We start from the raw sequence: 23229 nt of genomic DNA on the forward strand, positions 1-23229 counted from the left end.
CGCTACTGGCGGAGTGCCAGACGGGCCCAGTCGGCATCGATCACCGCGAGCGTGCGCTCGGCGTCCGAGCCCCCCACGATGGCCTGGAAGTAGTTGTCGGAGGGGATGGTCTGCGGGATCGCCTTGGACGGTCCCTGGTAGAACCGCGCGTCGTCGAAGTACTCCTTCATCCCGACGATGCGCGGATCTGTGACGGGCGCGGCATCCGTCGTCGTCCCGTAGCCGAGCTGTGCCGCGTTGTACTCGTCCATCACCTCGGGCTGGAAGAGGTAGGAGAGGAACTCGCGCGCCGCCTCCTTGTGGCGGGATGCCTCGGGGATCCATGCGGCGAGGTCGAGGTTCACTCGCACCTTGTTGTCGGCGGGATCGTCGGTCATGGGCAGCGGGAACGTGCCGAGTTCGAGGTCGGGGGAGGTCTTGGCGATCTCGCCGAAGGCCCACGGGCCCTGCAGGTACATCGCGGCCTTGCCCTGCGCGAATGCGAGGTTGCCGTCGCCGTAGCCGCGGCTCTCGGCGTCGTCGTTCACGTAGTTGTCGGTCAGCTCGACCATCCGCTCGACGGGAGGGAGGATGTCGCGCTGGAACGACACGGAGGAGTCGGGCCCGACCGCCGTGCCCTCGGCGTTCAGCTCGTCGAAGAAGTCCGAGACGGGCACCGATCCGCCCACGGTGTAGTCGAACCATCCCTGGCCGATCGTCCACGGGTCTTTGAAGGTGGCGTAGAACGGCGTGATCCCGTTCGCCTCGAGCGTCTCGCACACCTCGATCAGCTCGTCCCAGGTCTCGGGGACCTCGAGGCCGTTGTCTTCGAAGATCTGCGTGTTGTAGATGACGGATGCCGCCATCACCGAATACGGGAGCACGCTCGTGCGTCCGGGGTACGTCGCGTACTGGTCGACGAGCTCCTGCACGCCGGGGAGGATGCGATCGGCCTCGGGCATGTCGCTCAGGTCGCTGAGCGCCCCGCGCTCCATGAAGCGCGCCATCTCCATGTTGTAGTTCAGCATCCCGATGTCGGGCGGGTTGCCGCGGAGGAACCCGGCCTGCAGGTTGCTGGAGGTGTCGAGCACGACCTCGACGTCGTCCTGCGACGCGTTGTACTCGGCGATGAGCTCGCGGAAGTAGGGGATGGCCTCCGGCTTGGAGAGGTGGAAGCGCACGGTCTCGGGGCCTCCGGCCGAGCATCCGGCGATGGATGCCGTGGCGGCGACGACCGTCGTGATCGCGAGGAACGCCTTCGTCCGGCGGGAGATCTGAGGCACGTCATCGTCCTTTCGTGGCCCTGAGGGGCGGGATCTTGTTGATCTCAGAATTAGATTTACTCTGCAAATCAACTCGACACGACAATGATGCAGCAGACCCCGGCACGAGGTCAAGAGGTTCGGCGAACTCCGTCCAGCTCGTCGACCATCGAGCGCAGCAGCGCCGTGGTCTCCGGATGCAGAGGCGCCTGCAGGATCTCGGACGCCGCCGCCACGACCATCCGCGAGAACTGCTCGACCGTCGTGGGCGGGGCCTGGGGATGGCGGATCCCGACGGCTGTGGCGACGATGTCGACGCAGCGGACGCGGAGCGGGGCGAGCACCGCGTGAGCGCGAGCGAGCAGTTCGGGATGCGCCGCCGTGAGCTCCTGGCGCCGTCGACGCACCACCGGGGGAACGAGGGGGACGGCCACGAGACGGGCTGCTCCCACGAGGAGCGGAACGGACGTGTCGGTCAGCAGGCGATGAGCCCACTCCTCATCGACCGTCGGACGCGCATGACCGAGGAAGGCATCCTCCCTCGTCTCGAAGTGATTGAAGAAGACGCGTTCCGACACCCCCGCTCGCGTGCAGATCTCGCGCACCGTGACCTGGCCGAACGGCATCTCCTCCGCCGCTGCGAGCGCCGCCTCCTCGATCGCGGCGAGAGTGCGTCGTCCGCGGGCGTTGGGTCCGCGCTTCATGCGCCTGCGACGATCTCGATGGCGTCCACGGCATCGCGCGCACCGTGCTCGCGGCGCAGCGTCTCGCCGAGATCCCGAGCGCGGTCGACCATCACCGGGTCGGTCAGCGCCGAGCGCAGCGCCTCGGTCAGTCCATCGACGGTGAGGCGTCGGAGGGGGAGGGGAGACGGCGCCACTCCGAGCTGCTGGGCGCGGCGGGCCCAGAACGGCTGGTCCGCTGTGAACGGCACGACCACCGTGGGGCGCCCGGCGGCGAGTGCGGCGCCGGTCGTTCCCGCGCCGCCGTGGTGGACGGTCGCCGACATGCGGGGGAACAGCAGCGCGTGGGCGGCGGAGTCCACCACCATGACATCGTCGTGACGTTCGGCATCCGGGGCCAGAGCGCCCCACCCCGACAACAGAACCGCGCGCACGCCCACGCGACGCACAGCACTGAGGACGAGCCGGCGGAGGGCATCGGCGTCCGCGGTCACCATGCTCCCGAACCCGATGCTCACGACCGGATCCGGCTGCTCCACGAAAGCCACCAGCTCGGGGGACAGCGGAGCGGAAGCCGGGAGGGTCCAGTAGCCCGTCGCGATCCGGCGGGTCGTCGCGTCAGACGCCACCGGCACGACCGCGGGGCTGAATCCGTACAGGATGGTCGGGTCAGCCGCCGCTGAGCGCCCGGTGAGGCCGAGGGCTCTGCGCGCCGACTGCTCAGGGGCGCGGGTGATGAGCGACGTCGCGGCAGCCGTGACCGCGTGCGACGCGCGGTGGCCCAGCGGGCCGGCGAAGTCGAGCGGCGGTCCGAGCGGTCCGGGTGCAGCGCTGTTCGAGGCATCCAGTGGCTGCAGGTGCGCGCGCAGCAGCGTGGCACCCACCGCCTGCGCGACGGGGCGGGCGAGCGCCATGCCGCCGATCCCGGAGACGATCACGTCGGTGCCGGCGGCCAGGTCGCGTGCAGTGACGGCCCACTGCGCGGCGAGGGCGGCGACGCGACGACCCATCTCCCGCAGGCGCACACCGCCCCGCGCCGCCGCGCTCACGGACTCGCGGTCGACACCCTCCAGTCCGGCGAACAGCACTCCTGCGCCGGTGAAGAGCGGCGCATGCTCTGCCGGAGCCAGGGCGCGCACCCTGTGGCCTCGCGACACCGCCTCCCGTGCGAGTGCGAGGTAGGGCTCGACGCCGCCCCGGGTGTCGTTGGCGATGAAGGTCACGTCCATGCGCGGAGATTATCATCAGATACTGCAGATTCTCGCAGAGCGGGATGCGAGGCGGCGGCATGCTCGATGGAGTAGATTCAGTCGCCGAACCAAATAAGCGGCCTGCGTGGCGGGAGAGGAGCGGGATGACGACGACGAACGACGCGCCCGCCCGACCGGCGTGGACGGGCCGGCAGGCGAGCCTCGAGGCCGTGCTCGCCTTCGCGTGGGACAACGACGCTTTCACGAGCAGCGACGTCATGCCGGCGGTGGGCCTCACCCGCTCGACCACGATCGAGGCGATCGACGATCTGATCGCGTGGGGACTGGTGCGCGAACTTCCCAACGCGCGCGCGGTGGACGATTACCGCAGAGGTCGTCCTGCGCGCAGGTTCGAGCTGCGGGAGGACGCCGGACTGATCGTGGGGGTGGATGCCGGGCGGCTCCACCTGTCTGCGACCGTCGCCGATCTGCGCGGGACGCCGCTGGCCAGTGTCGCGCACGAGACCGGCGCCCTCACGCCCTCCGACGTCGATGACCCCGCGGAGGCGGGCAGCAGGCGCGCGGCCGTGCAGGCGGTGATCGACGAGGCGCTGCACCAGGCGGGAGGAGCGCGCAGCGACGTGTTCGCCGTGTGCGTCGGCGTGCCCGCCCCGGTCGATCGCGCCGGGCGGTCGCCGCTGCACCGCAATGCGTTCTGGCGGCGGATGAACCCCGAGCTGGCCGAGATGCTCTCGACGTGGGCGCCGGCGGTGCGCATCGAGAACGACGCGTCCCTCGCGGCCGTCGCGGAAGGAGCGGTCGGCGCGGCGAGAGGATGCGACGACTTCGTGGCGCTGCTCGCCGGAGAGCGGCTCGGTGCGGGAGTCGTCCTGGACGGTCGTCTCGTGCGCGGCGCGCACGGCGGTGCGGGAGAGGCGAAGGCCCTGGACCGCGTCGAGGGAGTCGGCCGCGCCGACGGCGTCGGGCATTGGATCGCCCGCTGGACGCGGGAGGCGATCGAGACGGGAGAGATCCCGCCCGAGCATCCTCTCGCGCTCACGGCGCCCGATGAGCTCTCCGCCCGCGACGTGCTGTCCCTGGCGGGCACGGGGGATCCGTCCGTCGAGGCGATCGTGGAGCGCGCGGGCGCACTGCTCGCGCGCGTGGCCGGCGTGTTCGCGAGCTTCTTCGACCCACAGGTCATCGTGATCGCGGGAGCGGTCGCGGCAGGCATCCATCCGGTGATCGATGCCGCGCGCGTCCTGCTGCCCGCCGAAGTCGACCTGCCGGCGCCGCAGCTCCTGGCGTCCACGCTCGGCGCCGGAGTCGTCACGACCGGGGCGGTGGCCGCTGCCCTCGAAACCGCCCGCGCGACGGTCCTCCCGCTGGCTGCCGAGCGCGCAGGGGCCTGAAACGCACGAATCCCGCAGCGCGAGTGCGCTGCGGGATCCGTGCGCGGCGTCGTTGCCGCGGCCGTGTCAGGACCGGACGGACTTGCCCTTGCGTCCCACGAGGAGGCCGTAGACCAGCAGCACGATGATCGAGCCGCCGATCGCGAGCAGCCACGTCTGGATCGAGAAGAACTCCTCGAGCGGGGCGTTGAAGAGCACGCTGCCGAGCCATCCGCCCAGGAGTGCGCCGACGACGCCGAGCAGCAGCGTGATGAACCAGCCGCCGCCCTGCTTGCCGGGGAGGATCAGCTTTGCGATGGCGCCGGCGATGAGGCCGAGCAGAAGAAATCCGAAGAAGCCCATGGTGGTGTGTCCCTTTCGTTCACGGGTATGCAGCACCGGTTGTGCCGATGCCGACTCGCAATGCTCGTCCACATTGCTCCCGCCCCCTAATCCACACCGGGGGGTTGACACGGGTCGTTCGGTTGTGTGTGCGGCCGGATTCAGTACCAGCCGGTCGCCTGCGAGTGCCCCCACGCGCCGCACGGCGAACCGTATCCGCGGGCGATGTAGTCCAGGCCCCAGATGATCTGCGTCGTGGCGTTGGTCTGCCAGTCCGCGCCGGCGCTCGCCATCTTGTCGCCCGGCAGCGACTGCGGGATGCCGGTCGCGCCGCTCAAGTCGTTGTAGGCCTGGTAGTCCCACCCCGACTCGCGGTTCCAGAGCGACACGAGGCACGAGAGCTCGCCGGATCCCCACCCGCGCTCGGCCGCCATGCGGGCCGCCGTGGCCTGGGCGCCCTCGACCGTGTTGGCGGCGGCGAGGGCCGCCGCGGCGGCCTCGGCTTCGAGGCGCGCCTGCTCGGCGGCTGCCGCGGCCTCCTCGGCCGCCTTCTTCTCGGCGACGGCGGTGTCCAGCGCGCCGCGGAGAGCCTGCGTCTCGGCCACCACCTCTGCCGTCTCATCGGCCGCGGTCTCGACGACGTCGGGGAGGAGGAACAGCGGCATGACCTCGATCGTCGCCAGATCGTCGATGGCGGCGACGAGGTCGGCGGTGTCGATCGTCGTGTCGGCGGTGTCCAGCACGAGTCCGGACGCGGTCACGTCGTCGACAACGACGTCGGCGGCGGCCACGGCCACGCGCGCCTCCGAGAGAGTCGCCCGCGCCTGGTCGGTGATGGACGCGATGGGCACAGCCTGGGGCTGGATGCCGGATGCGGCGACCGCCGTGGCGGCGGTCGACAGGACGAGGCCCGCGACGATTCCGAGCGCCACGGACGGGCGGGCGAAGCGGCGTGCGGTGGAAGGGCGGGCGGTGCGAGGGGCGCGCGAGGAAGTCATCGGAGAGCGTGGATCCTTCGGGTGAGTCCGTGCCGCCGCCCGCGCGGCGGGCTTCCTCGTCGGGTACGAGGGGCGGCACAAGTCCCCGAGTCTGCGGGGCTCGTCTGGACGAAACCCCGGGTTGTCCTGGCAGAAGCATGAGAGGCGGGTCGGCAGGGCTGGCGCCGTGAGTGCAGGGGAGCCGGGCGCGGTTGCGCTCCTCCCGGCCCTGTGACACACTCTCGGTGTCCGTATCTTAAGCGCATAAGAAGCGCGGAACCCCTGCGATGGGGTCGTTCGAGGAGGAACACGTGAAGAAGACAACACAGCTCGGGGCCGTCGCGGGAGTCGTGGCTCTCGCCATCACCCTGACCGGCTGCGGACGAGCGGATGACGCCGAGACTCCGGATGCCGGAGCCGCGACGACGATCGGATCCGAACCCGCCACGGGCACGCTGACGATGTGGGCGATGGGCACGGAGGGCGAACTGCTCCCCGAGTTCGTGAAGGAGTTCGAAGAGGCGAACCCTGACGTCGAGATCGAGGTCACGGCGATCCCCTGGGACGCCGCCTACAACAAGTTCCAGACCGCCATCGCGGCCGGCAACACCCCCGACCTCGCAATGGTCGGCTCGACGTGGATGGCCGACTTCACCGACGCGTTCACCAGCGTCCCCACCGACCTGTCGACCGAGGACTTCTTCGACGGATCGATGACGACCAACGAGGTCGCCGATCGGACGGTCGGCGTGCCGTGGTACGTGGACACGCGCGTCCTCTACTACCGCACCGACCTGGCCGCCGAGGCCGGCTGGGATGCCGCTCCAGCGACGTGGGACGAACTGAAGCAGCTGGCGTCCGACTACAAGACCCAGGCGGGCGCCGAGTTCGGCATGCGCCTGCCGGCGGGCAACGACTCGTTCCAGGGGACCCTGTGGATGCCGTGGTCCAACGGCGGAGACGTCACCGACGGCGACGCCTGGACGCTGGACACACCCGAGATGGTCGAGGCCTACGAGTACTACCAGAGCTTCTACACCGAGGGACTCGCCGACGCGAACGCCGACATCTCGTCCGGTGCGCAGGAGGCGGCGTTCGTCGACGGCAGCACGCCGATGCTCATCGACGGACCGTTCATGCGCAGCCAGCTGGCGACGCTCGGCGGCGAGGGCTTCGAGGACAAGTACGCCACTGCGGTCGTCCCCGCGAAGGACTCGTCCGTCTCCTTCAGCGGCGGGGCCAACCTCGTCGTCTTCGAGAACGGCGACAACCAGCGCTCCGCATGGAAGCTGGCTCAGTGGCTGACGCAGCCCGAGACCCAGGTCTCGTGGTGGGAGACCTCCGGCGACCTGCCTTCGACCCAGTCTGCGTGGGACGACCCCGCCCTCACCGCTGACGAGGACCTCGCGACATTCGGCACGCAGCTCGAGACGGCCCGTCCGACGCCCGTGACCACGACGTGGGTGCAGGTCGCCGCGGCCGCCGACCAGGCTCTCGAACTGATCCGTCGCGGCCAGACCTCGGTCCAGGATGCTCTGACCGAGCTCCAGTCCAAGGCGGACGCCATCGGGATGGGATGACGGTGACCACCTCCGTTCTGGCGGGAACCGGAACGCGCACGCGTTCCGGTTCCCCCGGCGGCGCCCCGCGCCGCTCGCGCCGCCGTCAGCGGCAGGGCGTCGTCGCCTGGCTGTTCTGCCTGCCGTTCGTCGCCGTGTTCGCGGTCTTCATGATCGTGCCCCTGGTCGGGTCGTTCGCGATGTCGTTCACCGACTTCACGGCGCGCGACATCCAGACCCCGTTCGCCGTGAACTTCGCCGGCCTCGATCAGTACGTCGCCCTCTTCGGCGATCAGCGCTTCCTCACATCGCTCGGCGTCACGGGACTGTTCGTGATCGTCGGCATCCCGGTGACGATGGCGGTCGCCCTCGCCCTGGCCCTCGCGCTGAACATGAGCAAGGGCAGGTTCGTCTCATTCCTCCGTGTCGGCTTCTACGCCCCGGTCGTCACGAGCATCGTCGCCGTAGCCGTCGTCTGGCGCTACATCCTGCAGCCCGACGGGCTGCTCAACGGCGCCCTCGCCCTCATCGGCATCCAGGGTCCGAACTGGCTCAACGACACGCAGTGGGCCCTGCCCTCGCTCATCCTGATGGCGGTCTGGCGCAACGTCGGCACGCTGATGGTGATCTTCCTCGCCGGGCTTCAGGCGATCCCCGAAGAGGTCAAGGAAGCCGCGATCATGGACGGCGCCGGCGCGTTGCGCCGCATGCGCTCCGTGACCCTCCCGCTGCTGCGTCCCACGCTGCTGCTCGGCGCGATCCTCATCTCGGTGGGCTACCTGCAGTTCTTCGAGGAGGCGTTCGTCATGACCAAGGGCGGCCCGCTCGATTCCACCCTGTCGGTCGCGTACTACACGTACCAGCAGTTCGGCTTCGGCGAGTACGGACTCGCGTCGGCGGCCAGCTATGTGCTGTTCCTTGCGATCGCACTGATCAGCCTCGCGCAGTTCCGGCTGCTGCGTTCACAGGATTGAGGGGCGCCATGTCCACGACAACCGCACCTCCCGCACTCTGTCGCCCACCGCGTCGGCGCCTCTCGGGCCGCGCGATCTCCTACATCGTGCTGACCGTCGGCCTGCTGGTCTGGCTGGTCCCCTTCGCCTGGATGGCGCTCGGATCGCTCAAGACGCAGGCCGAGATCCTCCAGCGTCCGCCCACTTGGCTGCCGGAGAACCCGACGCTCGACAACTTCGCGCAGTGGTTCGGCCCGCTCGACTTCGGCACGTTCTTCGCGAACAGCCTGATCGTCGCGGTCGTCACGGTGGTCGGAAACCTCGTGTTCTGCTCCATGGTCGGCTACGCCCTGGCGAAGATGGACTTCCCCGGGAAGAAGATCCTGTTCGCGGTCGTGATGATCACGCTCATGGTGCCGGGCGTCGTCACGTTCGTCCCCCTGTTCGTGATGGTCTCCCGGCTCGGCCTCGTGAACAGCTACGCGGCGCTCATCCTCCCCTTCATCACGGCGCCGCTGGGCGTGTTCCTGATGCGGCAGTTCATGAAGGGGATCCCGGATGCCCTCATCGAGGCCGCCCGCATCGACGGCGCAGGCGAGTTCCGCATCTTCTCGCGCATCGTCATGCCGCTGTGCGGTCCGCCCCTGGCGACCCTCGCGATCCTGACGTTCCTCACGTCGTGGAACAACTTCCTCTGGCCGCTCGTCGCCGCCCAGACGGAGTCGATGTACACGCTGCCCGTCGCGCTCTCGCTCTACTCGACGGGGCAGAACGCGACCAACTACGGTCTGCTGCTCGCCGGCTCGGTCCTGGTGATCGCGCCCATCCTGGCCCTGTTCGTGCTCCTGCAGCGCTACTTCATCCAGGGCATCGCCACAGCGGGCCTCAAGTGATTCCTCCGAAAGGACCCGAATGACCTCGTCCTCCCGCACCGCGCCCGACGGCACGGCCTACCGCGATCTCAACGGCAACGGCGTCCTCGATCCGTTCGAAGACCCGCGGCTGTCGCCGCAGGAGCGCACCGATGATCTGCTGCCGCGCCTCAGCCTCGCCGAGAAGGTCGGGCTCATGTTCCAGACCGTCATCGAGGTCGGCGACGACGGCGAGCTCCTCGAGGCACCCGGTCGCATCTCGAAGTCGCCGACCACCGACGTGGTCGTCGGCAAGAACATGAACCACTTCAACGTGCACCACATCCGCACGGCGCGGCAGGCGGCACAGTGGAACAACGCGCTCCAGCGCCTCGCGGAGACCACTCCGCACGGCATCCCCGTCACCATCAGCACCGATCCCCGGCACGCGTTCGTCGAGAACTCCGGCGTCGCGTTCTCGGCCGGGCCGTTCTCGCAGTGGCCCGAGCCGATGGGTCTCGCCGCCCTCGACGACCTCGACGCGATCCGCGAGTTCGCCGACATCGCGCGGCAGGAGTACCTGGCCGTCGGCATCCGGGCGGCGCTGCATCCGCAGATCGACCTCGCCACCGAACCGCGGTGGGGCCGCCAGGCGCAGTCCCTCGGCCACGACGCCGAGCGCGTCGCGGAGTACACGGCCGCCTACCTCGCGGGCTTCCAGGGCGACGAGCTCGGGTCGGCGAGCGTCGCCTGCACGACGAAGCACTTCCCCGGAGGCGGACCGCAGAAGGACGGCGAGGACGCGCACTTCCCGTACGGGCGCGAACAGGTCTACCCCGCGGGCATGTTCGACTACCACCTCATCCCGTTCCGCGAGGCGATCCGCTGCGGCACCGCCGCGATCATGCCGTACTACGGCATGCCGGTGGGACTCGTGCGAGACGGCGAGCCGATCGAAGAGGTCGGCTTCGGCTACAACCGGGCCATCATCACGACCCTCCTCCGCGAAGAGCTCGGCTACGACGGCGTCGTCGTCACCGATTGGGAGCTGGTGAACGACAACCATGTCGGCGATCAGGTGCTGCCCGCGCGTGCGTGGGGCGTCGAGACTCTCTCGCCGAGCGAGCGCATCGAGAAGATCCTGGATGCCGGTGCCGACCAGTTCGGCGGCGAGGAGTGCGTCGACCTTCTCCTCGACCTCGTGGCCCAGGGGCGGGTGAGCGAAGAGCGGATCGATGTCTCCGTGCGACGTCTTCTGCTGGTGAAGTTCCGGCTGGGTCTCTTCGACGACCCGTTCGTCGACGAGGATGCGGCCGAGGAGATCGTCGGCCGTGCGGACTTCCGGGCAGCCGGACGGCGCGCGCAGGCGGCATCCGTCACCCTCCTGGAGAACGCGGTCGTCGACGGAGCGCCGATCCTCCCGCTCCTCGCCGCGGGGGAGGCCCCCGCGGTGTACACCGAGAATCTGAGTCTGGAGAGCCTCGGCGACCGCGCGCAAGCGGTGGAGTCGCCCGCGGACGCCGATGTGGCGATCGTCCGCCTCGGCGCGCCGTTCGAGCCCCGCGACGATCTGTTCCTCGAGGCGTGGTTCCACCAAGGCTCCCTCGAGTTCCGACCCGGTCTCGTGCACCGCCTGCGCCGCATCGCCGAGCAGTGCCCGCTCATCGTGATCGTCACCCTCGACCGGCCGGCCATCCTCACCCCGCTCGTGCCGTTCGTCTCGGCGCTGGCGGTCGACTACGGCAGCTCGGACGCCGCCGTGCTCGACGCGCTCACGGGCGCCGTCCCCCCGCAGGGGGCGCTGCCCGTGGAGATCCCCCGGTCGATGGACGCCGTGCGGGCGTCGCGGGAGGACGAGCCCTCCGACACGGCGGATCCCGTGTATCCCCTCCATCACGGCATCCGACTCGGCTAGGCTCGCGAGGTCTGTTCGCCATGACGCGGAAGGCACGACAGGGGAGTTCCGAACCGATGGATGCTCGACGGCCGACCGTCTACGACGTGGCGGCACGTGCGAACGTCTCGATCGCGACGGTGTCGTTCGCGTTCTCCCGGCCCGACCAGATCAGCGACAAGACCCGAGAGCGCGTCCTGGTCGCCGCCCGCGAGCTGGGCTACATGCCCAGTGCGGCTGCGCGCGGTCTGGCGCGCGGACGCACCGGTGCTCTGGGCCTGCACTCGTTCGACCTGCTCATCGACCGCCCGCAGGGGCGCGAGCCGGACGGGACGGTCACGGCGCCGCGGGGCGTGTCGCTGCCGCCGGGGGAGTCGTTCGTGCCGTGGGACGACGCCAGTGGCGACTACCTGGTGGATCCCCGCGCGTTCCCCCTCTACGTCGACGAAGTGCAGCGCGGCTTCGAGCTGGAGTGCCGCGCGGCCGGCCGACCCGTGATGATCAGCAGCGGCAGCGACACGACCACGGCGGTCGCGGAGTCGGCCGGCCGCGTGGACGGACTGGCGATCTTCCCCGGGCCGTCGGCGGCCGTGTCGCTCGCGCAGGTGACGCTCAAGATGCCGATCGTGCTCTTCAGCACGCCGCCCGCCGGCGACGGTCACCATCGCGTGCTCGCCGACAACGCCGGGGGCATGCGCGAGCTCGTCACACACCTCGTGCGCGATCACGGCGCGTCCGACTTCGCCTTCATCGGCGCGGTGCGGGTGGCCGACTACCGTGAGCGGTTCGAGGCCTATCGCGAAACGCTCGCCGACTTCGGCATCCGCACGCCCGACACCCCGTTCGACGACAGCCTGCTCGGGGAGGACCTGGGTTACACGCCGGTCCTGGCGGCGCTGCGCGACGGGACGCTGCCGCGGGTGCTGGTGTGCGCCAGCGACCAGCTCGCCCTGCCCCTGCTCGACCTCCTCGCGGTCCACGGGCTGCGCGTGCCGGACGATGTGATCGTGACGGGCTTCGACGGCATCCTGGCGGGTCGACTCTCGACGCCGACGCTGACGACCGTGCGCCAGCCATTGGAGGCCATGGGTCGAACGGCGGCCCGACTCCTCCTCGATTCGCGCGGACCGGGGTCGGATGCTCCGGTGGTGGCGCGGATCGGCACCAAGGTCGTGCTCCGCCGCAGCTGCGGCTGCTCCGACGCCGGGTAGCACCGAGGCCGGTTAGCACCGACGTCGCCCCGCTACGAGGCGGCGAGCAGGCCCTCGATCACGGTGTCGACCGTGCGCTCGGCGGCGATGCGTCGTTCGTCGTCGGAGACGAAGCGCAGGGGGCCGCGGAGGGCGAGGAGCGCGAAGCCGTGCACGGCCGACCAGCACGGCCACTCGGCGCCCGGCCGCGCGGACGCGGCGAGGTCGCCGTCGGCGACGAGCGCGTCGAGGGCTGCCACGAGGGCCGTCAGCGGCGCGGGGAGGGCTCCCGAGTCGTCCGGCCGGGCGTGCGCGTCGCCGAAGGCGACATCGAACCATCCGGGCTCCGCCACGGCGAACGAGATGTACCCCAGCCCGACGGCGCGCAGCAGGCCTCGACCGGTCGCGGCATCCGTCGTCAGGGCCCGCATGCGATCCGTCGCCCCCTCCTGCACTCGGGCGGCGACTGCAGCCCGGAGGGCCTCGAGATCACCGAAGTGCCGATAGGCCGCATTGGGGGAGACGCCCACGCGACGCGTGACATCGCGAAGGACGAGCGCGTCGCGCCCTCCGGTCCGGGTCAGCTCGAGGCCTGCGCCGATGAGGGCGTCGCGCAGATTGCCGTGGTGGTAAGTCGCGCGGTCCTCCCGCGGCGGCTGCGACATCCCTTGACTCCTCCGTGCCGATGTGTACAGTGTGAACATATCACGCCGGAGCTGCCCATCTCAGGAGGCCTCATGGACACGACCGAACGCCCGCTCCCGCCCGTCGCGGACGCCGAGACGTGGCGCCGCGAGCTCGCCGAGCTCCGGGTGCGCGAGAAGGCCGCCACCCGCGAGCTCGACGCCATCGCCGCACAGCGCCGTCGACTGCCGATGGTGGAGCTCCCCGACTACACGCTCGTCGGTGCCGACGGCCCGGTGCGGCTGGTCGACGTCTTCGAGGGCAGGACGCAGCTGATCACCTACAGCCACATGTGGTTCGAGGGCAAGGACTGGCAGTGCGGAGGGTGCACGGGCTTCACGGCGCAGTTCACCCGCCTGGGATTCCTCGAGCCGTACGACGCGCGGTTCGTGATCGTGACGCAGGGGCCCATCGACGAGGCTCTCGCGTACAAGGAGAAGGTCGGCAACCGCATGGACTGGTACTCCACCGCCGACAGCCCGTTCGGCGCCGACATGGGCGCCCCTCCGGGAGCAGGCTTCGCCGTCAACGTCTTCCTGCGCGACGGCGACACCGTGTACCGCACCTGGCACACCGACGGACGCGGCACCGAGCAGCTCTCCCACGAGTTCGCCCTGATCGATCTCCTTCCGTACGGACGCGAGGAGGCCTGGCAGGATTCGCCGGAGGGATGGCCCCAGGGCGACCCCGGCGAGAAGTGGTTCAGCTCGCAGAAGGTCGCCGAGCTCTACGGGGCGGGTGCGCACCACCGCGATTGAGGATCATCCCTCCGGCGGATGCCGATACCTCTCGCGGCCGACGACCCCGTCGCCGGCACGCACGAGGCTGGAAGCATGAACTCCGCTCTTCCCGCTCCCGCCGCGCTCGCGGCATCCGGTCTCGTCAAACGCTACGGAGAGCTCGTCGCTCTCGCGGGCGTGGACGTCGCGATCAGGGCAGGGGAGTCGGTCGCCGTGATGGGCGCCTCGGGCTCGGGCAAGACGACGCTGCTGCACTGTCTCGCCGCCGTGCTCGCGCCGGATGCCGGATCGGTGCGCCTCTGGGTGCCTGGAGGCGCTCCCCTGGAGCTGGTGGGGATGTCGGAGGATGAGCGGTCTGCGGTGCGTCGCACGCACCTGGGCTTCGTGTTCCAGGATCATCTCCTCCTCCCCGAGCTCACGGCGCTGGAGAACGCGGCGCTGCCGCTGCTGCTGCTCGGACACCCGCGCGGCTCGGCCGAAGCCCACGCGCAGGCCTGGCTCGCCGCCCTCGGACTGGCCGGAATGGAGGATCGGCGCATCGGCCAGCTCTCCGGCGGTCAGGCGCAGCGCGTCGCGATCGCGCGGGCACAGGTGACGGGCGCGCCGATCGTGTTCGCCGACGAGCCGACCGGATCGCTCGACTCCACGACGTCGTCCGAGGTGCTCGTCGCGCTCCTGCGCGCCACGACGGGCCAGGGCCGGTCGCTGGTCGTCGTGACGCACGATCCCGATGTCGCCGCCCGCTGCGATCGTGTGCTGCACATGCGCGACGGACGCATCGTGGGCGAGAGCCTGCGTGAAGCCGCGCCGCAGTTCGCGGAGGGCGCACGATGACCTCCCTGCTCGCGGCACCCGGCGCGGCGCCGACGGCGTCGCGTCTGCGGCGCGTCATCACCCTGACCGCACTCCTCAGCCGACCCGGTCGCCAGGGGCGTGCCGCCATCGCGCTGCCGCTCGTCGCCTTCGCGGTGACGACGGCGCTGCTGCTGACGGTCGTCGGCGGCACGCGGATGTTCCTCACGCAGGCGGCCGGCGAGTTCGAGTACCTGTATGCGATCCTCAGCGTCCTGGCGCTCCTCCTTCTCGCCGTCCCGGTGCTGACGCTCGGAGCGGCCGCCGCGCGGCTGTCGAGCCGTCGGCGCAACGACCGGCTCTCGACCCTTCGCCTCCTGGGCGCCACGAGCGGTGAGGTGGGGGCGCTCACCGTGCTCGAGGCATCCGTCATCGCGTTCGCCGGGGCGCTGGCGGGAGTCGCGCTCTACCTCACACTGCTGCCGCTCGTCGGCCTTCTGCCGTTCTTCGGAGGCCCGATCGGACCCGGTGCCGTCTGGACGGGATGGGCGATCGCCGCGATCGTCGTCGGCGTCGTCACACTCCTCGCCACGGTCAGTGCGGTCGCCGGTCTGCGACGCGTCCAGCTCACGCCGCTCGGCGTGCGGCGGCGCACCGATGCCCCGCCCCGCCGCATCGCCGCGCTCGTCGTCGGCCTGGCGGCCTTCGTCGTCATCGGTCTCGTCGTCGCCAACATCGGGGCGATCGGGGAGCTCCTCGGGCCCGCCCTCGCCGTCGGCGTGCTGCTCGGATTCTTCGCCGGAGCCCTGGCGCTCGTCAACCTCGTCGGCACGCCGATCGTCGCCGTGCGGGGGCGCTCGATCGCGCGGAGGGCGAAGAGCGCCTCGGGCCTGATCGCCGGCCGGGAGCTCGCCGCCCACGCGGGCCCCGCCTGGCGACGGGTGTCGGGCATCGCGATGATCGCGTTCATCGCCGTCGTCGGCGGCGTGGGGATGGCGATCGCCGACATGGCCGGTGCCGGTGCGGATGCCGTGATCTTCGCCGACATCCGCACCGGCGTGCTCGTGACGCTCGGCGCCGGGTTCCTCCTCCTGGCATCCTCGATCGGGGTCACGCAGGCCGCGGCCGTCCTCGAGGACCGCGACCTCATCGTGGGCCTGGACCGACTCGGCATCCCGCCGGAGGAGCTGCGGCGCGCCCGTCGGATGACGGTCATGGTGCCCCTGCGCTGGGCGGCCATCGGCGGCGCGGCGCTCGGCGCGACGCTCAGTCTCCCGATCGTCGGAGTCACCCTGCTGGTCTCGCCGATGTCGCTCGTCGTGATCGCCGCGACCTTCGCGGTCGGCTTCGGACTCGTCCTCCTGGCCCTCGCCGCGACCACGCCGCTCGTCACCGCGATCCGCCGCGCGGCCGCCTGAGTCGCCGCGGTGCGCTCATCCCCATGAGCGCACCGCGGCCGTGACAAGAACTCGACGACGTGTGATCGACGCCCCCCGAGTGGATCACCCCCGAGTGCCGTCGAGGACAGCCTGCCCCGGCGAATATTCGCTGTACTCACATGGTATCGAATCTCGGTCGGCCCGAGACCACGCCGACATCGGTAGCATCCCTGCGTGGACGCACACGAGAGAGCACGGCCGTACGACGCCTCCGGGCGACGCGAATCCGCGCGGCTCCGACGCGATCACGTGTTCGACACGGCCGCGGCGCTGTTCGGCGAACACGGCTTCGAAGCGACGACTCTGGCGCAGATCGCCGCGGCGGCGGGGGTCTCGGTCGCCTACCTCCAGGGTCTGGGCTCGAAGGCCGAGCTCTTCCAGGCCGCCCTGGGCTCGCGCGCCACGGGTGGGGCGGGCTCGCTCGACGGCGCCGCGGACGACCTGATCGCGGTGGCCCCGACGCTGCCGCCGCGGGAGGCGCTGGAGCTGCTGGTGGCCACGACGGCCGCCTGGAACGCCGGGTCGCACAGGCTCTGGCGAGCCTGGTCGCGCACGTCCGACGAAGAGCTCCGCACGGCGTGGGACAGCGCGATGGCCCGGGCGCGCCGCGAGTACCGGGCCTGGATCGAAGGGCTCGACCGCGCCGGCGTGCGCCGCGGTGACGTCTCGATCGACGAGCAGGTGGCCGGCGTGTGGCTGCTCACGATGGCGGAGACCTACGACCAGCTCGTGAGCGTCGCAGGTCTCACCCACGATCAGTACGTGTCGTGGCTGCGACGCTCCCTCGCCGAGCTCGTGCTCGCGCACTGACCGTTCGGCGGGCTCACGAGCCGGCTACGGTGCGGTGCGCCCGGTAGTAGTCGAGCAGCGCGCGGGTCGAGGCATCCTGGGTCTCGAGCGCCGCGGTGTCACCCTCGATCGCGGGAGCGATCTGGAGGGCGAGCTGCTTGCCGAGCTCGACGCCCCACTGATCGAACGAGTTGATGCCCCAGATCGCGCCCTGCACGAACGTGATGTGCTCGTACAGCGCCACGAGCTCGCCCAGCACGCGCGGAGTCAGCGACGACGCGAAGATCGACGTCGTCGGACGGTTGCCGGCGAACGTCCGTGCCGCCACGAGGGGTCCGGTCGTGCCCTCGGCCTCGACCTCCTCCGCCGTCTTGCCGAACGCGAGCGCCTTCGTCTGCGCGAGGAAGTTGGCCAGGAACAGGCCGTGCACGTCGCGTCCGTCGTCCTGGAGCGGGTAGGCGGGATTCACGAACCCGATGAAGTCTGCCGGGATGAGCCGGGTGCCCTGGTGGATGAGCTGGTAGAACGCGTGCTGCCCGTTGGTGCCCGGTTCGCCCCAGAAGACCTCGCCCGTGCCGGTCGTGACGGGGGTGCCGTCCCAGCGCACGGACTTCCCGTTGGACTCCATCGTCAGCTGCTGCAGGTAGGCCGCGAACCGGTGGAGCTGCTGCGCGTACGGCAGGACGGCGTGCGACTGCGCACCGAGGAAGTTCGTGTACCAGATGTTCAGGACGCCCATCAGGACGGGCACGTTCCGCTCGAACGGGGTCGTGCGGAAGTGCTCGTCGACGGCGTGGAACCCGGCGAGCAGCTCGCGGAACGTCTCCGGGCCGAGGGCGATCTTCAGCGACAGCCCGATCGCCGAATCGACCGAATAGCGGCCGCCCACCCAGTCCCAGAAGCCGAAGGCGTTCGCCGGGTCGATGCCGAACGCGGCGACCCGGTCGAGCGCCGTCGAGACCGCGACGAAGTGGTGGGCGACGGCATCCGTCTTCGACGCCTCCGAGCCGTCGATGGCGCCGGATGCCTCGAGCCCCGCCCAGAGCCAGTCGCGGGCCAGGCGCGCGTTGGTCAGGGTCTCGAGCGTCGTGAACGTCTTGGACGCCACGATGAACAGCGTCGTCTCGGGGTCGAGCCCGGCGGTCTTCTGCGCGATGTCGGTGGGGTCGATGTTCGACACGAATCGGGCCGTGATGCCCGCGTCGGCGTACGGCAGCAGCGCTTCGTAGATCATGACGGGGCCCAGGTCCGAGCCGCCGATCCCGATGTTGACGACGGTCTCGACCCTCTTGCCCGTGACGCCCTTCCACTCGCCGGAGCGGACGCGCTCGGCGAAGGCCGTCATGGCCTCGAGCACGGACTGCACGTCGGCATCCACGTCCTGACCGTCGACGATGAGCGACGGCGACGCGCCCGCCGGGCGACGCAGTGCGGTGTGCAGCACGGCGCGGTCTTCCGTGGTGTTGATGTGCTCGCCGGCGAACATGGCGTCGCGGCGCTCGGCGACCCCCGACTGCTCGGCCAGCGCCACCAGAGCGGCCAGCACGTCGTCGGTGACGAGGTTCTTCGACAGATCGACGTGCAGATCGGCGAGGGGGAGGCTGAGGCGCTCCGCGCGGTCGGGATCGGAGGCGAACCAGCCGCGCAGATCGGGGGAGAAGGAGTCGCGGAGAGCGGAGAGCTCCGCCCAGGCGGCCGTCGTCGTGGGATCCACTGGTGCACTCATGAGGATCACGGTAGCGTGCTTTGTGGTCAGACCATACGAACTCCGCGGGGGAGGGCTTACCCCGGCGCGGGGTTGCCGGGTAGCATCCGGACAGGAGCCCCAGCCCGCACACGGAATGAGGAACAGCGATGTCATCGAGTCCAGCGGAGAAGATCCTCGAGAGCGTGGGAGGCGGCGGCAACGTCGAGAGCCTCACCCACTGCGCGACGCGCCTGAGATTCCAGCTGCGCGACGCGTCCGGTGTCGACCAGAAGGTCGTCGAAGCCATCCCCGGCGTCATGGGCGCCGTGCCGCAGGCCGGTGACCGGTTCCAGGTCGTCATCGGCGGCGGCGTGCAGAACGTCTACAACGACATCATGGCGCTGCCGGCGATGAAGGCGGGCCCGAAGTCGGTGTCGGATGCCGATCTGAAGGCCGCCGAGCGCAACAAGGGCGTGCGCGGCAAGGTCGCGTGGCTCGATTCGCTCTTCGAGTTCCTGTCGGACTCGTTCCGGCCCATCCTCGGTGCGCTCCTGGGCGCGTCGTTCTTCATCACGTTCATGGCGCTGGCCTCGTCGCTCGGGTGGATCGGCAACTGGGCCGACCCGCGCACCGACCTCCCGGTCTCGTGGCAGTTCGTCAACCTGATGTGGCAGTGCGTGTTCGTGTTCCTGCCGCTCATGGTGGCGTACAACGCGACGAAGAAGCTCGGCGCCGACCCCTGGGTCGGGTTCGCGATCATGGCCGTCGTCATGCTGCCCGGATTCACCGGGCTCGCGGAGGGCGTGCAGCCGCAGGACGTGTTCGGCTCGCAGGTGGCGGTCGTGCCGATCTTCGGCATCCCGCTCACGGTCTTCAACTACAGCTCGCAGGTGTTCCCGCCCCTGCTCATGGCGGCCCTGCTCGGCCCGCTCTACAAGCTGCTGCGCAAGATCATCCCCGACAACGTGCAGCTGATCTTCGTGCCGTTCCTCGCGATGCTCATCATGATCCCGCTGACGGCCTTCCTCATCGGCCCCATCGGCGTCTACGCGGGCGCCGCGCTCGCCCAGCTCCTGAGCTCGATCAACAGCTTCTCGCCGTTCATCTTCGCGATCATCATCCCGCTGGCCTACCCGTTCATGGTGCCGCTGGGGCTGCACTGGCCGATCAACGCAATCATGCTGCTGAACATCCAGAACCTCGGCTACGACTTCATCCAGGGCCCCATGGGCGCCTGGAACTTCGCGTGCTTCGGCGCCACGGCCGCCGTGCTCATCATCGCGTGGCGCCAGCGCGACGCCGCGATGAAGCAGACGGCGACGGGTGCCCTCGCCGCGGGACTCCTCGGCGGGATCTCCGAGCCGTCGCTGTACGGCATCCATCTGAGGTACAAGCGGATCTACCCCCGGATGCTGGTCGGATGCCTCGTCGGCGGTCTGATCATCGGATTCGGCTCGCTCTTCATGGGCCTCGAGAACGGCGTCACGACGCAGGCCTTCGTGTTCACGTCGCTCCTGACGATCCCTGCGTTCAACCCGATCGGCCTCTACGCGATCGCGGTGCTCGCGGCGTTCTTCACCTCGATGCTGCTGATCCTCTTCACCGGATACCAGACGGAGGAGCAGAAGGCGGAGGTGCTCGCGCTGGTGGCCGAGGCCGATCGCGAGAAGCTCGCCGTCGGTGCCGTCGAAGGCGGCACGATCGACACGGTCGACGACGCGTCGAGCCGCTCGGCCGCCGTGGGAGCCGCTTCGGCGGGTGCTGCGACCGGCGTGGCCGCGGCGGCCACGGCCGTCGCGACGGGCGTCGTCGAACGCGTCCTGCAGGTCGTCTCGCCCCTCGACGGCGTCGTCAAGCCGCTGTCGGAGGTGCCCGACCCCGTCTTCGCGGGCGGGGTCATGGGGCCGGGAGTCGCGATCGAGCCGTCGGGCGACACCGTGTACGCGCCGGGCGCCGGCACGATCGCTGCGGCGCAGCCCACGGGGCACGCGTTCGGCATCGTGCTCGACGGCGGCGTCGAAGTGCTCATCCACGTGGGCATCGACACGGTCAACCTCAAGGGCGAAGGCTTCGACGTCAAGGTGAAGGCCGGGGACCGGGTCGAGATCGGCACGCCGCTCGTGACCTTCAACCGCGACATCATCACCAAGGCGGGGTATCCCCTCATCACGCCGGTCATCGTGCTGAACGCCGAGCAGTTCTCGGTGGTCGATCCGATCGCGCTCGGCGAGGTCACGGCGGGGACGCCGATCATCTCCGTCGAACAGGAGGCGTGAGCCGCTACCCCTCCTCTTCGTCGAAGTCCTCGCGGTCGGGCCACGCCGCGACGTCGACCCCGTGGTTGTCGGGGGAGGCCAGCATCCACCACGACGGTGCGTTCGAGTCGTCGGCGATGCGGCCTCCCGCTGCCACGGCGGCACGGATGCGCTCCTCGATCACATCGGCGGGCACGGAGACGTCGATGTGGGTGCGGCCGCGGCCGGGCCGGGGCGGATCGAGCTCGTGGAACCAGAGGTGGGGTCCTCGACGGAGCGGGTCGATCGCGTCGACGTCTTCGAGGTCCTCGTAGCCGGTCACGGCCGTCCAGAACGGACGGGTGTCGACCCCGTCGCCCTGCGCCACGGCGATGCCGATCTGCTGGACGCGTGACGGATCCGCGACGAGCCCGCGCTCGCGGGCGATCTCGGAGATGCGCCGGGCGAGCACGGCATCGCCCTCGGCGAGGGATCCGTCGGCCCGCGTGAACGTGCGGATCGTGACCCCCTCGGGGCGCAGGTCGACGTCGGGAGGATGATCTCCTGCGGCCTCGGCGACCTCGCGGACGAACTCGGCGGCGGCGAGGAAGGACGGCGCGGTGTAGAACGCGTAGGCGCCCCAGAAGAGCACGCGCCAGTCTTCGACGCCGGGTCGGTCGTGGAACTGCTTCGCGGACATGCGGCTCATGGGCGACACCGTACTGGCTGGGACGGACACGCGACATCCCTAGGCTGGAAGGAGCCCAGGGGAGGTGCCATGACCGACATCCGGCTCATCGCCGTCGACATGGACGGCACGCTGCTCGACGGCGAGGGGCGGATCCCCGACGAGCTGTGGGGTCTCCTGGACGAACTGCATGAGCGCGGCATCCTGTTCGCGCCGTCGAGCGGTCGCCAGCTCGCGACGCTGCAGGCCGCGTTCGCCGATGCCCCGGCCGACGAGATGATCTACATCGCCGAGAACGGCGCCTACGTCGTGCACGGCGACGCCGAGGTCAGCTCCGACGCGCTCGACCCCGAGTTCGTGGCGCGGCTCGTGGGCCACCTCCGCGGACTCGTGTCGCGCGGATGCGATCTCGGCGTCGTCGTGTGCGGCAAGAGGTCCGCCTACATCGAGCGGGCGGATGCCGCCTTCCGCGCCGAATCGGAGAAGTACTACGAGAAGCTCCGGATCGTCGACGACCTTCTCGCGCACGACGATCAGGTGCTGAAGGTGGCGGTCTACGACTTCGGTGCGGCCGAGCAGACGGCGCCCGAGCTCGCGGAGTTCCGTGACGGGCACCAGGTGGTGGTGTCGGGCGAGCACTGGATCGACGTCATGAACCTCGGCGTCAACAAGGGCGTCGCCCTCGAGCGCCTCCAGCGGGCGCTCGGGATCGACAGGTCGCAGACCGCCGCGTTCGGCGACTACCTCAACGACCTCGAGCTGCTCGATGCCGCCGGGCACTCGTACGCGATGGCCAACGCGCATCCCGAGGTGCTCGCCCGGGCGCGCTTCCAGGCCCCCTCGAACCGCGAGCACGGCGTGCTCACGACGATCCGCTCATTCCTCGACTGACCCGGCGCCGGCTCCCGGCGCCGGACGTCGAGAACCGTAGGAGTTTCCGGCCGATCCCGGCGTCGTGGGGCCAGCCGTGGCGTGTCCTCCTCCATCCTCGACGCGAAGGCAGGACCCGCGACGACGGATGTCGGGCCAGGATGGACGCATGGTCAGCATCCCCGACGTCGTGCTCAACGACGGAACGTCCTTTCCCGAACTCGGTCTCGGCACCTACAACCTCCGCGGCGAGGAGGGCACGGAGGCGATCGTCTCCGCGATCGCAGCGGGCTATCGGCTCCTCGACTCCGCGGTGAACTATGAGAACGAGACGGAGGTCGGCGACGCGGTGCGCCGCGCCGGGGAGCGACTCGGCATCGCCCGCGATGACCTCCTCGTCACGACCAAGATCCCCGGCCGCGATCACGGCTACGACGAGACGCTCGCGAGCTCTGCGGCATCCCTCGATCGCCTCGGCCTCGACCGGATCGACCTGTACCTCATCCACTGGCCCAACCCGAGCGTCGGGAAGTACGTCGACACGTGGCGCGCGATGGTCGAGCTCCAGAAGCGCGGCACGGTCCGCTCGATCGGCGTCTCCAACTTCACCGAGGCCATGCTCGTCCGCCTGGTCGACGAGACCGGTGTGTTCCCGGCCGTCAATCAGGTCGAGCTGCACCCGTACTTCACGCAGGCAGCGCTGCGGGCGTTCCATGCCGAGCACGGCATCCGCACCGAGAGCTGGAGCCCGCTCGCGCGGCGCACCGAGCTGCTCAACGAGGGGGTCATCGCCGACCTGGCGGAGGCGAACGACGTCACCCCCACGCAGGTCGTGCTGCGCTGGCACACGCAGCTGCACTCGACGCCGATCCCCAAGTCCGCGTCGGCCGAGCGTCAGATCGAGAACGCCGATGTGTTCGGCTTCGCGCTCACCGAAGACGAGCTCGACGCGATCTCGGCGCTCGAACGCGGCCGGCTGTGGGACGGCGATCCCGACACGCACGAAGAGATGTGATCGCCCGCGCGTCGGACCCG

21 protein-coding genes are annotated in these 23229 nt (G+C 70.2%); 13 read left to right on the top strand and 8 right to left on the bottom strand.

Translation table 11 applies throughout. The features are described from left to right. Positions 1 to 2: 2 nt before the first annotated feature. From B0B14_RS00900 to B0B14_RS00910, 3 genes are all read right to left on the bottom strand, one after another. Positions 3 to 1262, bottom strand: coding sequence for an ABC transporter substrate-binding protein (locus B0B14_RS00900; protein ID WP_076679551.1), 1260 nt, complete (start codon positions 1260 to 1262; stop codon positions 3 to 5). A gap of 110 nt (positions 1263 to 1372) precedes the next feature. Next, the gene (locus B0B14_RS00905) at positions 1373 to 1945 is read right to left on the bottom strand and encodes a TetR/AcrR family transcriptional regulator (RefSeq protein WP_076679552.1); all 573 of its coding nucleotides are present in this window, start codon (positions 1943 to 1945) and stop codon (positions 1373 to 1375) included. Beyond that, a complete protein-coding gene (locus tag B0B14_RS00910; protein ID WP_076679553.1) occupies positions 1942 to 3153 on the bottom strand; it encodes a glycosyltransferase in 1212 nt (403 codons plus the stop codon). Before B0B14_RS00910 ends, B0B14_RS00905 begins: the two co-directional genes overlap by 4 nt. 125 nt (positions 3154 to 3278) lie before the next feature. Here B0B14_RS00910 and B0B14_RS00915 point away from each other — a divergent pair, with 125 nt between their 5' ends. Then, positions 3279 to 4526 (top strand): ROK family protein, encoded by a 1248-nt coding sequence (locus tag B0B14_RS00915; protein ID WP_076679554.1) that lies wholly within the window; start codon positions 3279 to 3281, stop codon positions 4524 to 4526. Between the two features lie 66 nt (positions 4527 to 4592). On the opposite strand, the gene B0B14_RS00920 is transcribed toward B0B14_RS00915, so the two are convergent. Both B0B14_RS00920 and B0B14_RS00925 read right to left on the bottom strand, forming a co-directional pair. Then, complete coding sequence (locus tag B0B14_RS00920; RefSeq protein WP_076679555.1) at positions 4593 to 4868, bottom strand: GlsB/YeaQ/YmgE family stress response membrane protein; 276 nt, start codon at positions 4866 to 4868, stop codon at positions 4593 to 4595. 140 nt (positions 4869 to 5008) lie between these two features. After that, positions 5009 to 5845, bottom strand: a complete 837-nt coding sequence (locus tag B0B14_RS00925; RefSeq protein ID WP_256714201.1) for an aggregation-promoting factor C-terminal-like domain-containing protein — start codon at positions 5843 to 5845, stop codon at positions 5009 to 5011. Positions 5846 to 6135: 290 nt separating this feature from the next. Here B0B14_RS00925 and B0B14_RS00930 point away from each other — a divergent pair, with 290 nt between their 5' ends. From B0B14_RS00930 to B0B14_RS00950, 5 genes are all read left to right on the top strand, one after another. Further along, complete coding sequence (locus B0B14_RS00930; RefSeq protein ID WP_256714202.1) at positions 6136 to 7404, top strand: extracellular solute-binding protein; 1269 nt, start codon at positions 6136 to 6138, stop codon at positions 7402 to 7404. Next, the gene (locus B0B14_RS00935; RefSeq protein WP_076679557.1) at positions 7401 to 8357 is read left to right on the top strand and encodes a carbohydrate ABC transporter permease; all 957 of its coding nucleotides are present in this window, start codon (positions 7401 to 7403) and stop codon (positions 8355 to 8357) included. Before B0B14_RS00930 ends, B0B14_RS00935 begins: the two co-directional genes overlap by 4 nt. 8 nt (positions 8358 to 8365) lie before the next feature. After that, complete coding sequence (locus B0B14_RS00940) at positions 8366 to 9229, top strand: carbohydrate ABC transporter permease (RefSeq protein ID WP_076679558.1); 864 nt, start codon at positions 8366 to 8368, stop codon at positions 9227 to 9229. Between the two features lie 19 nt (positions 9230 to 9248). Next, positions 9249 to 11102, top strand: coding sequence for a glycoside hydrolase family 3 protein (locus B0B14_RS00945; protein ID WP_076679559.1), 1854 nt, complete (start codon positions 9249 to 9251; stop codon positions 11100 to 11102). A gap of 86 nt (positions 11103 to 11188) precedes the next feature. Continuing rightward, positions 11189 to 12292, top strand: a complete 1104-nt coding sequence (locus B0B14_RS00950; RefSeq protein WP_256714204.1) for a LacI family DNA-binding transcriptional regulator — start codon at positions 11189 to 11191, stop codon at positions 12290 to 12292. 32 nt (positions 12293 to 12324) lie between these two features. On the opposite strand, the gene B0B14_RS00955 is transcribed toward B0B14_RS00950, so the two are convergent. After that, a complete protein-coding gene (locus tag B0B14_RS00955) occupies positions 12325 to 12936 on the bottom strand; it encodes a TetR/AcrR family transcriptional regulator (RefSeq protein ID WP_076679561.1) in 612 nt (203 codons plus the stop codon). Positions 12937 to 13008: 72 nt separating this feature from the next. Between B0B14_RS00955 and B0B14_RS00960 the strand changes: the two genes are divergently transcribed. The 4 genes from B0B14_RS00960 to B0B14_RS00975 all read left to right on the top strand — a co-directional run bounded on the left by B0B14_RS00960 (position 13009) and on the right by B0B14_RS00975 (position 16736). After that, positions 13009 to 13713, top strand: coding sequence for a DUF899 family protein (locus B0B14_RS00960; protein WP_076679562.1), 705 nt, complete (start codon positions 13009 to 13011; stop codon positions 13711 to 13713). Between the two features lie 75 nt (positions 13714 to 13788). Beyond that, complete coding sequence (locus B0B14_RS00965) at positions 13789 to 14529, top strand: ABC transporter ATP-binding protein (RefSeq protein ID WP_076681190.1); 741 nt, start codon at positions 13789 to 13791, stop codon at positions 14527 to 14529. Beyond that, positions 14526 to 15905, top strand: a complete 1380-nt coding sequence (locus tag B0B14_RS00970) for an FtsX-like permease family protein (RefSeq protein ID WP_083710242.1) — start codon at positions 14526 to 14528, stop codon at positions 15903 to 15905. The genes B0B14_RS00965 and B0B14_RS00970 overlap by 4 nt, the downstream gene beginning before the upstream one ends. 195 nt (positions 15906 to 16100) lie before the next feature. Then, entirely contained in the window at positions 16101 to 16736 is a 636-nt protein-coding gene (locus B0B14_RS00975) for a TetR/AcrR family transcriptional regulator (RefSeq protein WP_083710244.1), read from the top strand. 13 nt (positions 16737 to 16749) lie between these two features. Here the strand turns inward: B0B14_RS00975 and pgi are convergent, their stop codons facing one another. Beyond that, a complete protein-coding gene (gene pgi / locus B0B14_RS00980) occupies positions 16750 to 18441 on the bottom strand; it encodes a glucose-6-phosphate isomerase (RefSeq protein WP_076681192.1) in 1692 nt (563 codons plus the stop codon). 128 nt (positions 18442 to 18569) lie between these two features. Here pgi and B0B14_RS00985 point away from each other — a divergent pair, with 128 nt between their 5' ends. Beyond that, entirely contained in the window at positions 18570 to 20678 is a 2109-nt protein-coding gene (locus B0B14_RS00985; RefSeq protein ID WP_076679564.1) for a glucose PTS transporter subunit IIA, read from the top strand. Between the two features lie 4 nt (positions 20679 to 20682). Here the strand turns inward: B0B14_RS00985 and B0B14_RS00990 are convergent, their stop codons facing one another. Beyond that, complete coding sequence (locus B0B14_RS00990) at positions 20683 to 21345, bottom strand: VOC family protein (RefSeq protein WP_076679565.1); 663 nt, start codon at positions 21343 to 21345, stop codon at positions 20683 to 20685. Positions 21346 to 21414: 69 nt separating this feature from the next. On the opposite strand from B0B14_RS00990, the gene B0B14_RS00995 reads away from it, so the two are divergent. Beyond that, positions 21415 to 22215 carry a Cof-type HAD-IIB family hydrolase gene (locus B0B14_RS00995; RefSeq protein WP_083710245.1) on the top strand — a complete coding sequence of 267 codons (801 nt, stop codon included), beginning with the start codon at positions 21415 to 21417 and terminating at the stop codon, positions 22213 to 22215. A gap of 148 nt (positions 22216 to 22363) precedes the next feature. Further along, positions 22364 to 23209 (top strand): aldo/keto reductase, encoded by an 846-nt coding sequence (locus B0B14_RS01000; RefSeq protein ID WP_076679566.1) that lies wholly within the window; start codon positions 22364 to 22366, stop codon positions 23207 to 23209. The last annotated feature ends 20 nt before the right edge of the window (positions 23210 to 23229 follow it).

Source organism: Microbacterium sp. RU33B, from assembly GCF_900155915.1.
GTDB lineage: Bacteria > Actinomycetota > Actinomycetes > Actinomycetales > Microbacteriaceae > Microbacterium.

What these genes read in the sequence shown, in the direction of transcription:
- B0B14_RS00905 (WP_076679552.1), bottom strand. Translation starts at nt 1,945, where the DNA reads ATGAAGCGCGGACCCAACGCCCGCGGACGACGCACTCTCGCCGCGATC.
- B0B14_RS00985 (WP_076679564.1), top strand. Translation starts at nt 18,570, where the DNA reads ATGTCATCGAGTCCAGCGGAGAAGATCCTCGAGAGCGTGGGAGGCGGC.
- B0B14_RS00925 (WP_256714201.1), bottom strand. Translation starts at nt 5,845, where the DNA reads ATGACTTCCTCGCGCGCCCCTCGCACCGCCCGCCCTTCCACCGCACGC.
- B0B14_RS00910 (WP_076679553.1), bottom strand. Translation starts at nt 3,153, where the DNA reads ATGGACGTGACCTTCATCGCCAACGACACCCGGGGCGGCGTCGAGCCC.
- B0B14_RS00945 (WP_076679559.1), top strand. Translation starts at nt 9,249, where the DNA reads ATGACCTCGTCCTCCCGCACCGCGCCCGACGGCACGGCCTACCGCGAT.
- B0B14_RS00935 (WP_076679557.1), top strand. Translation starts at nt 7,401, where the DNA reads ATGACGGTGACCACCTCCGTTCTGGCGGGAACCGGAACGCGCACGCGT.
- B0B14_RS00915 (WP_076679554.1), top strand. Translation starts at nt 3,279, where the DNA reads ATGACGACGACGAACGACGCGCCCGCCCGACCGGCGTGGACGGGCCGG.
- B0B14_RS01000 (WP_076679566.1), top strand. Translation starts at nt 22,364, where the DNA reads ATGGTCAGCATCCCCGACGTCGTGCTCAACGACGGAACGTCCTTTCCC.
- B0B14_RS00995 (WP_083710245.1), top strand. Translation starts at nt 21,415, where the DNA reads ATGACCGACATCCGGCTCATCGCCGTCGACATGGACGGCACGCTGCTC.
- B0B14_RS00920 (WP_076679555.1), bottom strand. Translation starts at nt 4,868, where the DNA reads ATGGGCTTCTTCGGATTTCTTCTGCTCGGCCTCATCGCCGGCGCCATC.
- B0B14_RS00990 (WP_076679565.1), bottom strand. Translation starts at nt 21,345, where the DNA reads ATGAGCCGCATGTCCGCGAAGCAGTTCCACGACCGACCCGGCGTCGAA.
- pgi (WP_076681192.1), bottom strand. Translation starts at nt 18,441, where the DNA reads ATGAGTGCACCAGTGGATCCCACGACGACGGCCGCCTGGGCGGAGCTC.
- B0B14_RS00955 (WP_076679561.1), bottom strand. Translation starts at nt 12,936, where the DNA reads ATGTCGCAGCCGCCGCGGGAGGACCGCGCGACTTACCACCACGGCAAT.
- B0B14_RS00970 (WP_083710242.1), top strand. Translation starts at nt 14,526, where the DNA reads ATGACCTCCCTGCTCGCGGCACCCGGCGCGGCGCCGACGGCGTCGCGT.
- B0B14_RS00960 (WP_076679562.1), top strand. Translation starts at nt 13,009, where the DNA reads ATGGACACGACCGAACGCCCGCTCCCGCCCGTCGCGGACGCCGAGACG.
- B0B14_RS00965 (WP_076681190.1), top strand. Translation starts at nt 13,789, where the DNA reads ATGAACTCCGCTCTTCCCGCTCCCGCCGCGCTCGCGGCATCCGGTCTC.
- B0B14_RS00940 (WP_076679558.1), top strand. Translation starts at nt 8,366, where the DNA reads ATGTCCACGACAACCGCACCTCCCGCACTCTGTCGCCCACCGCGTCGG.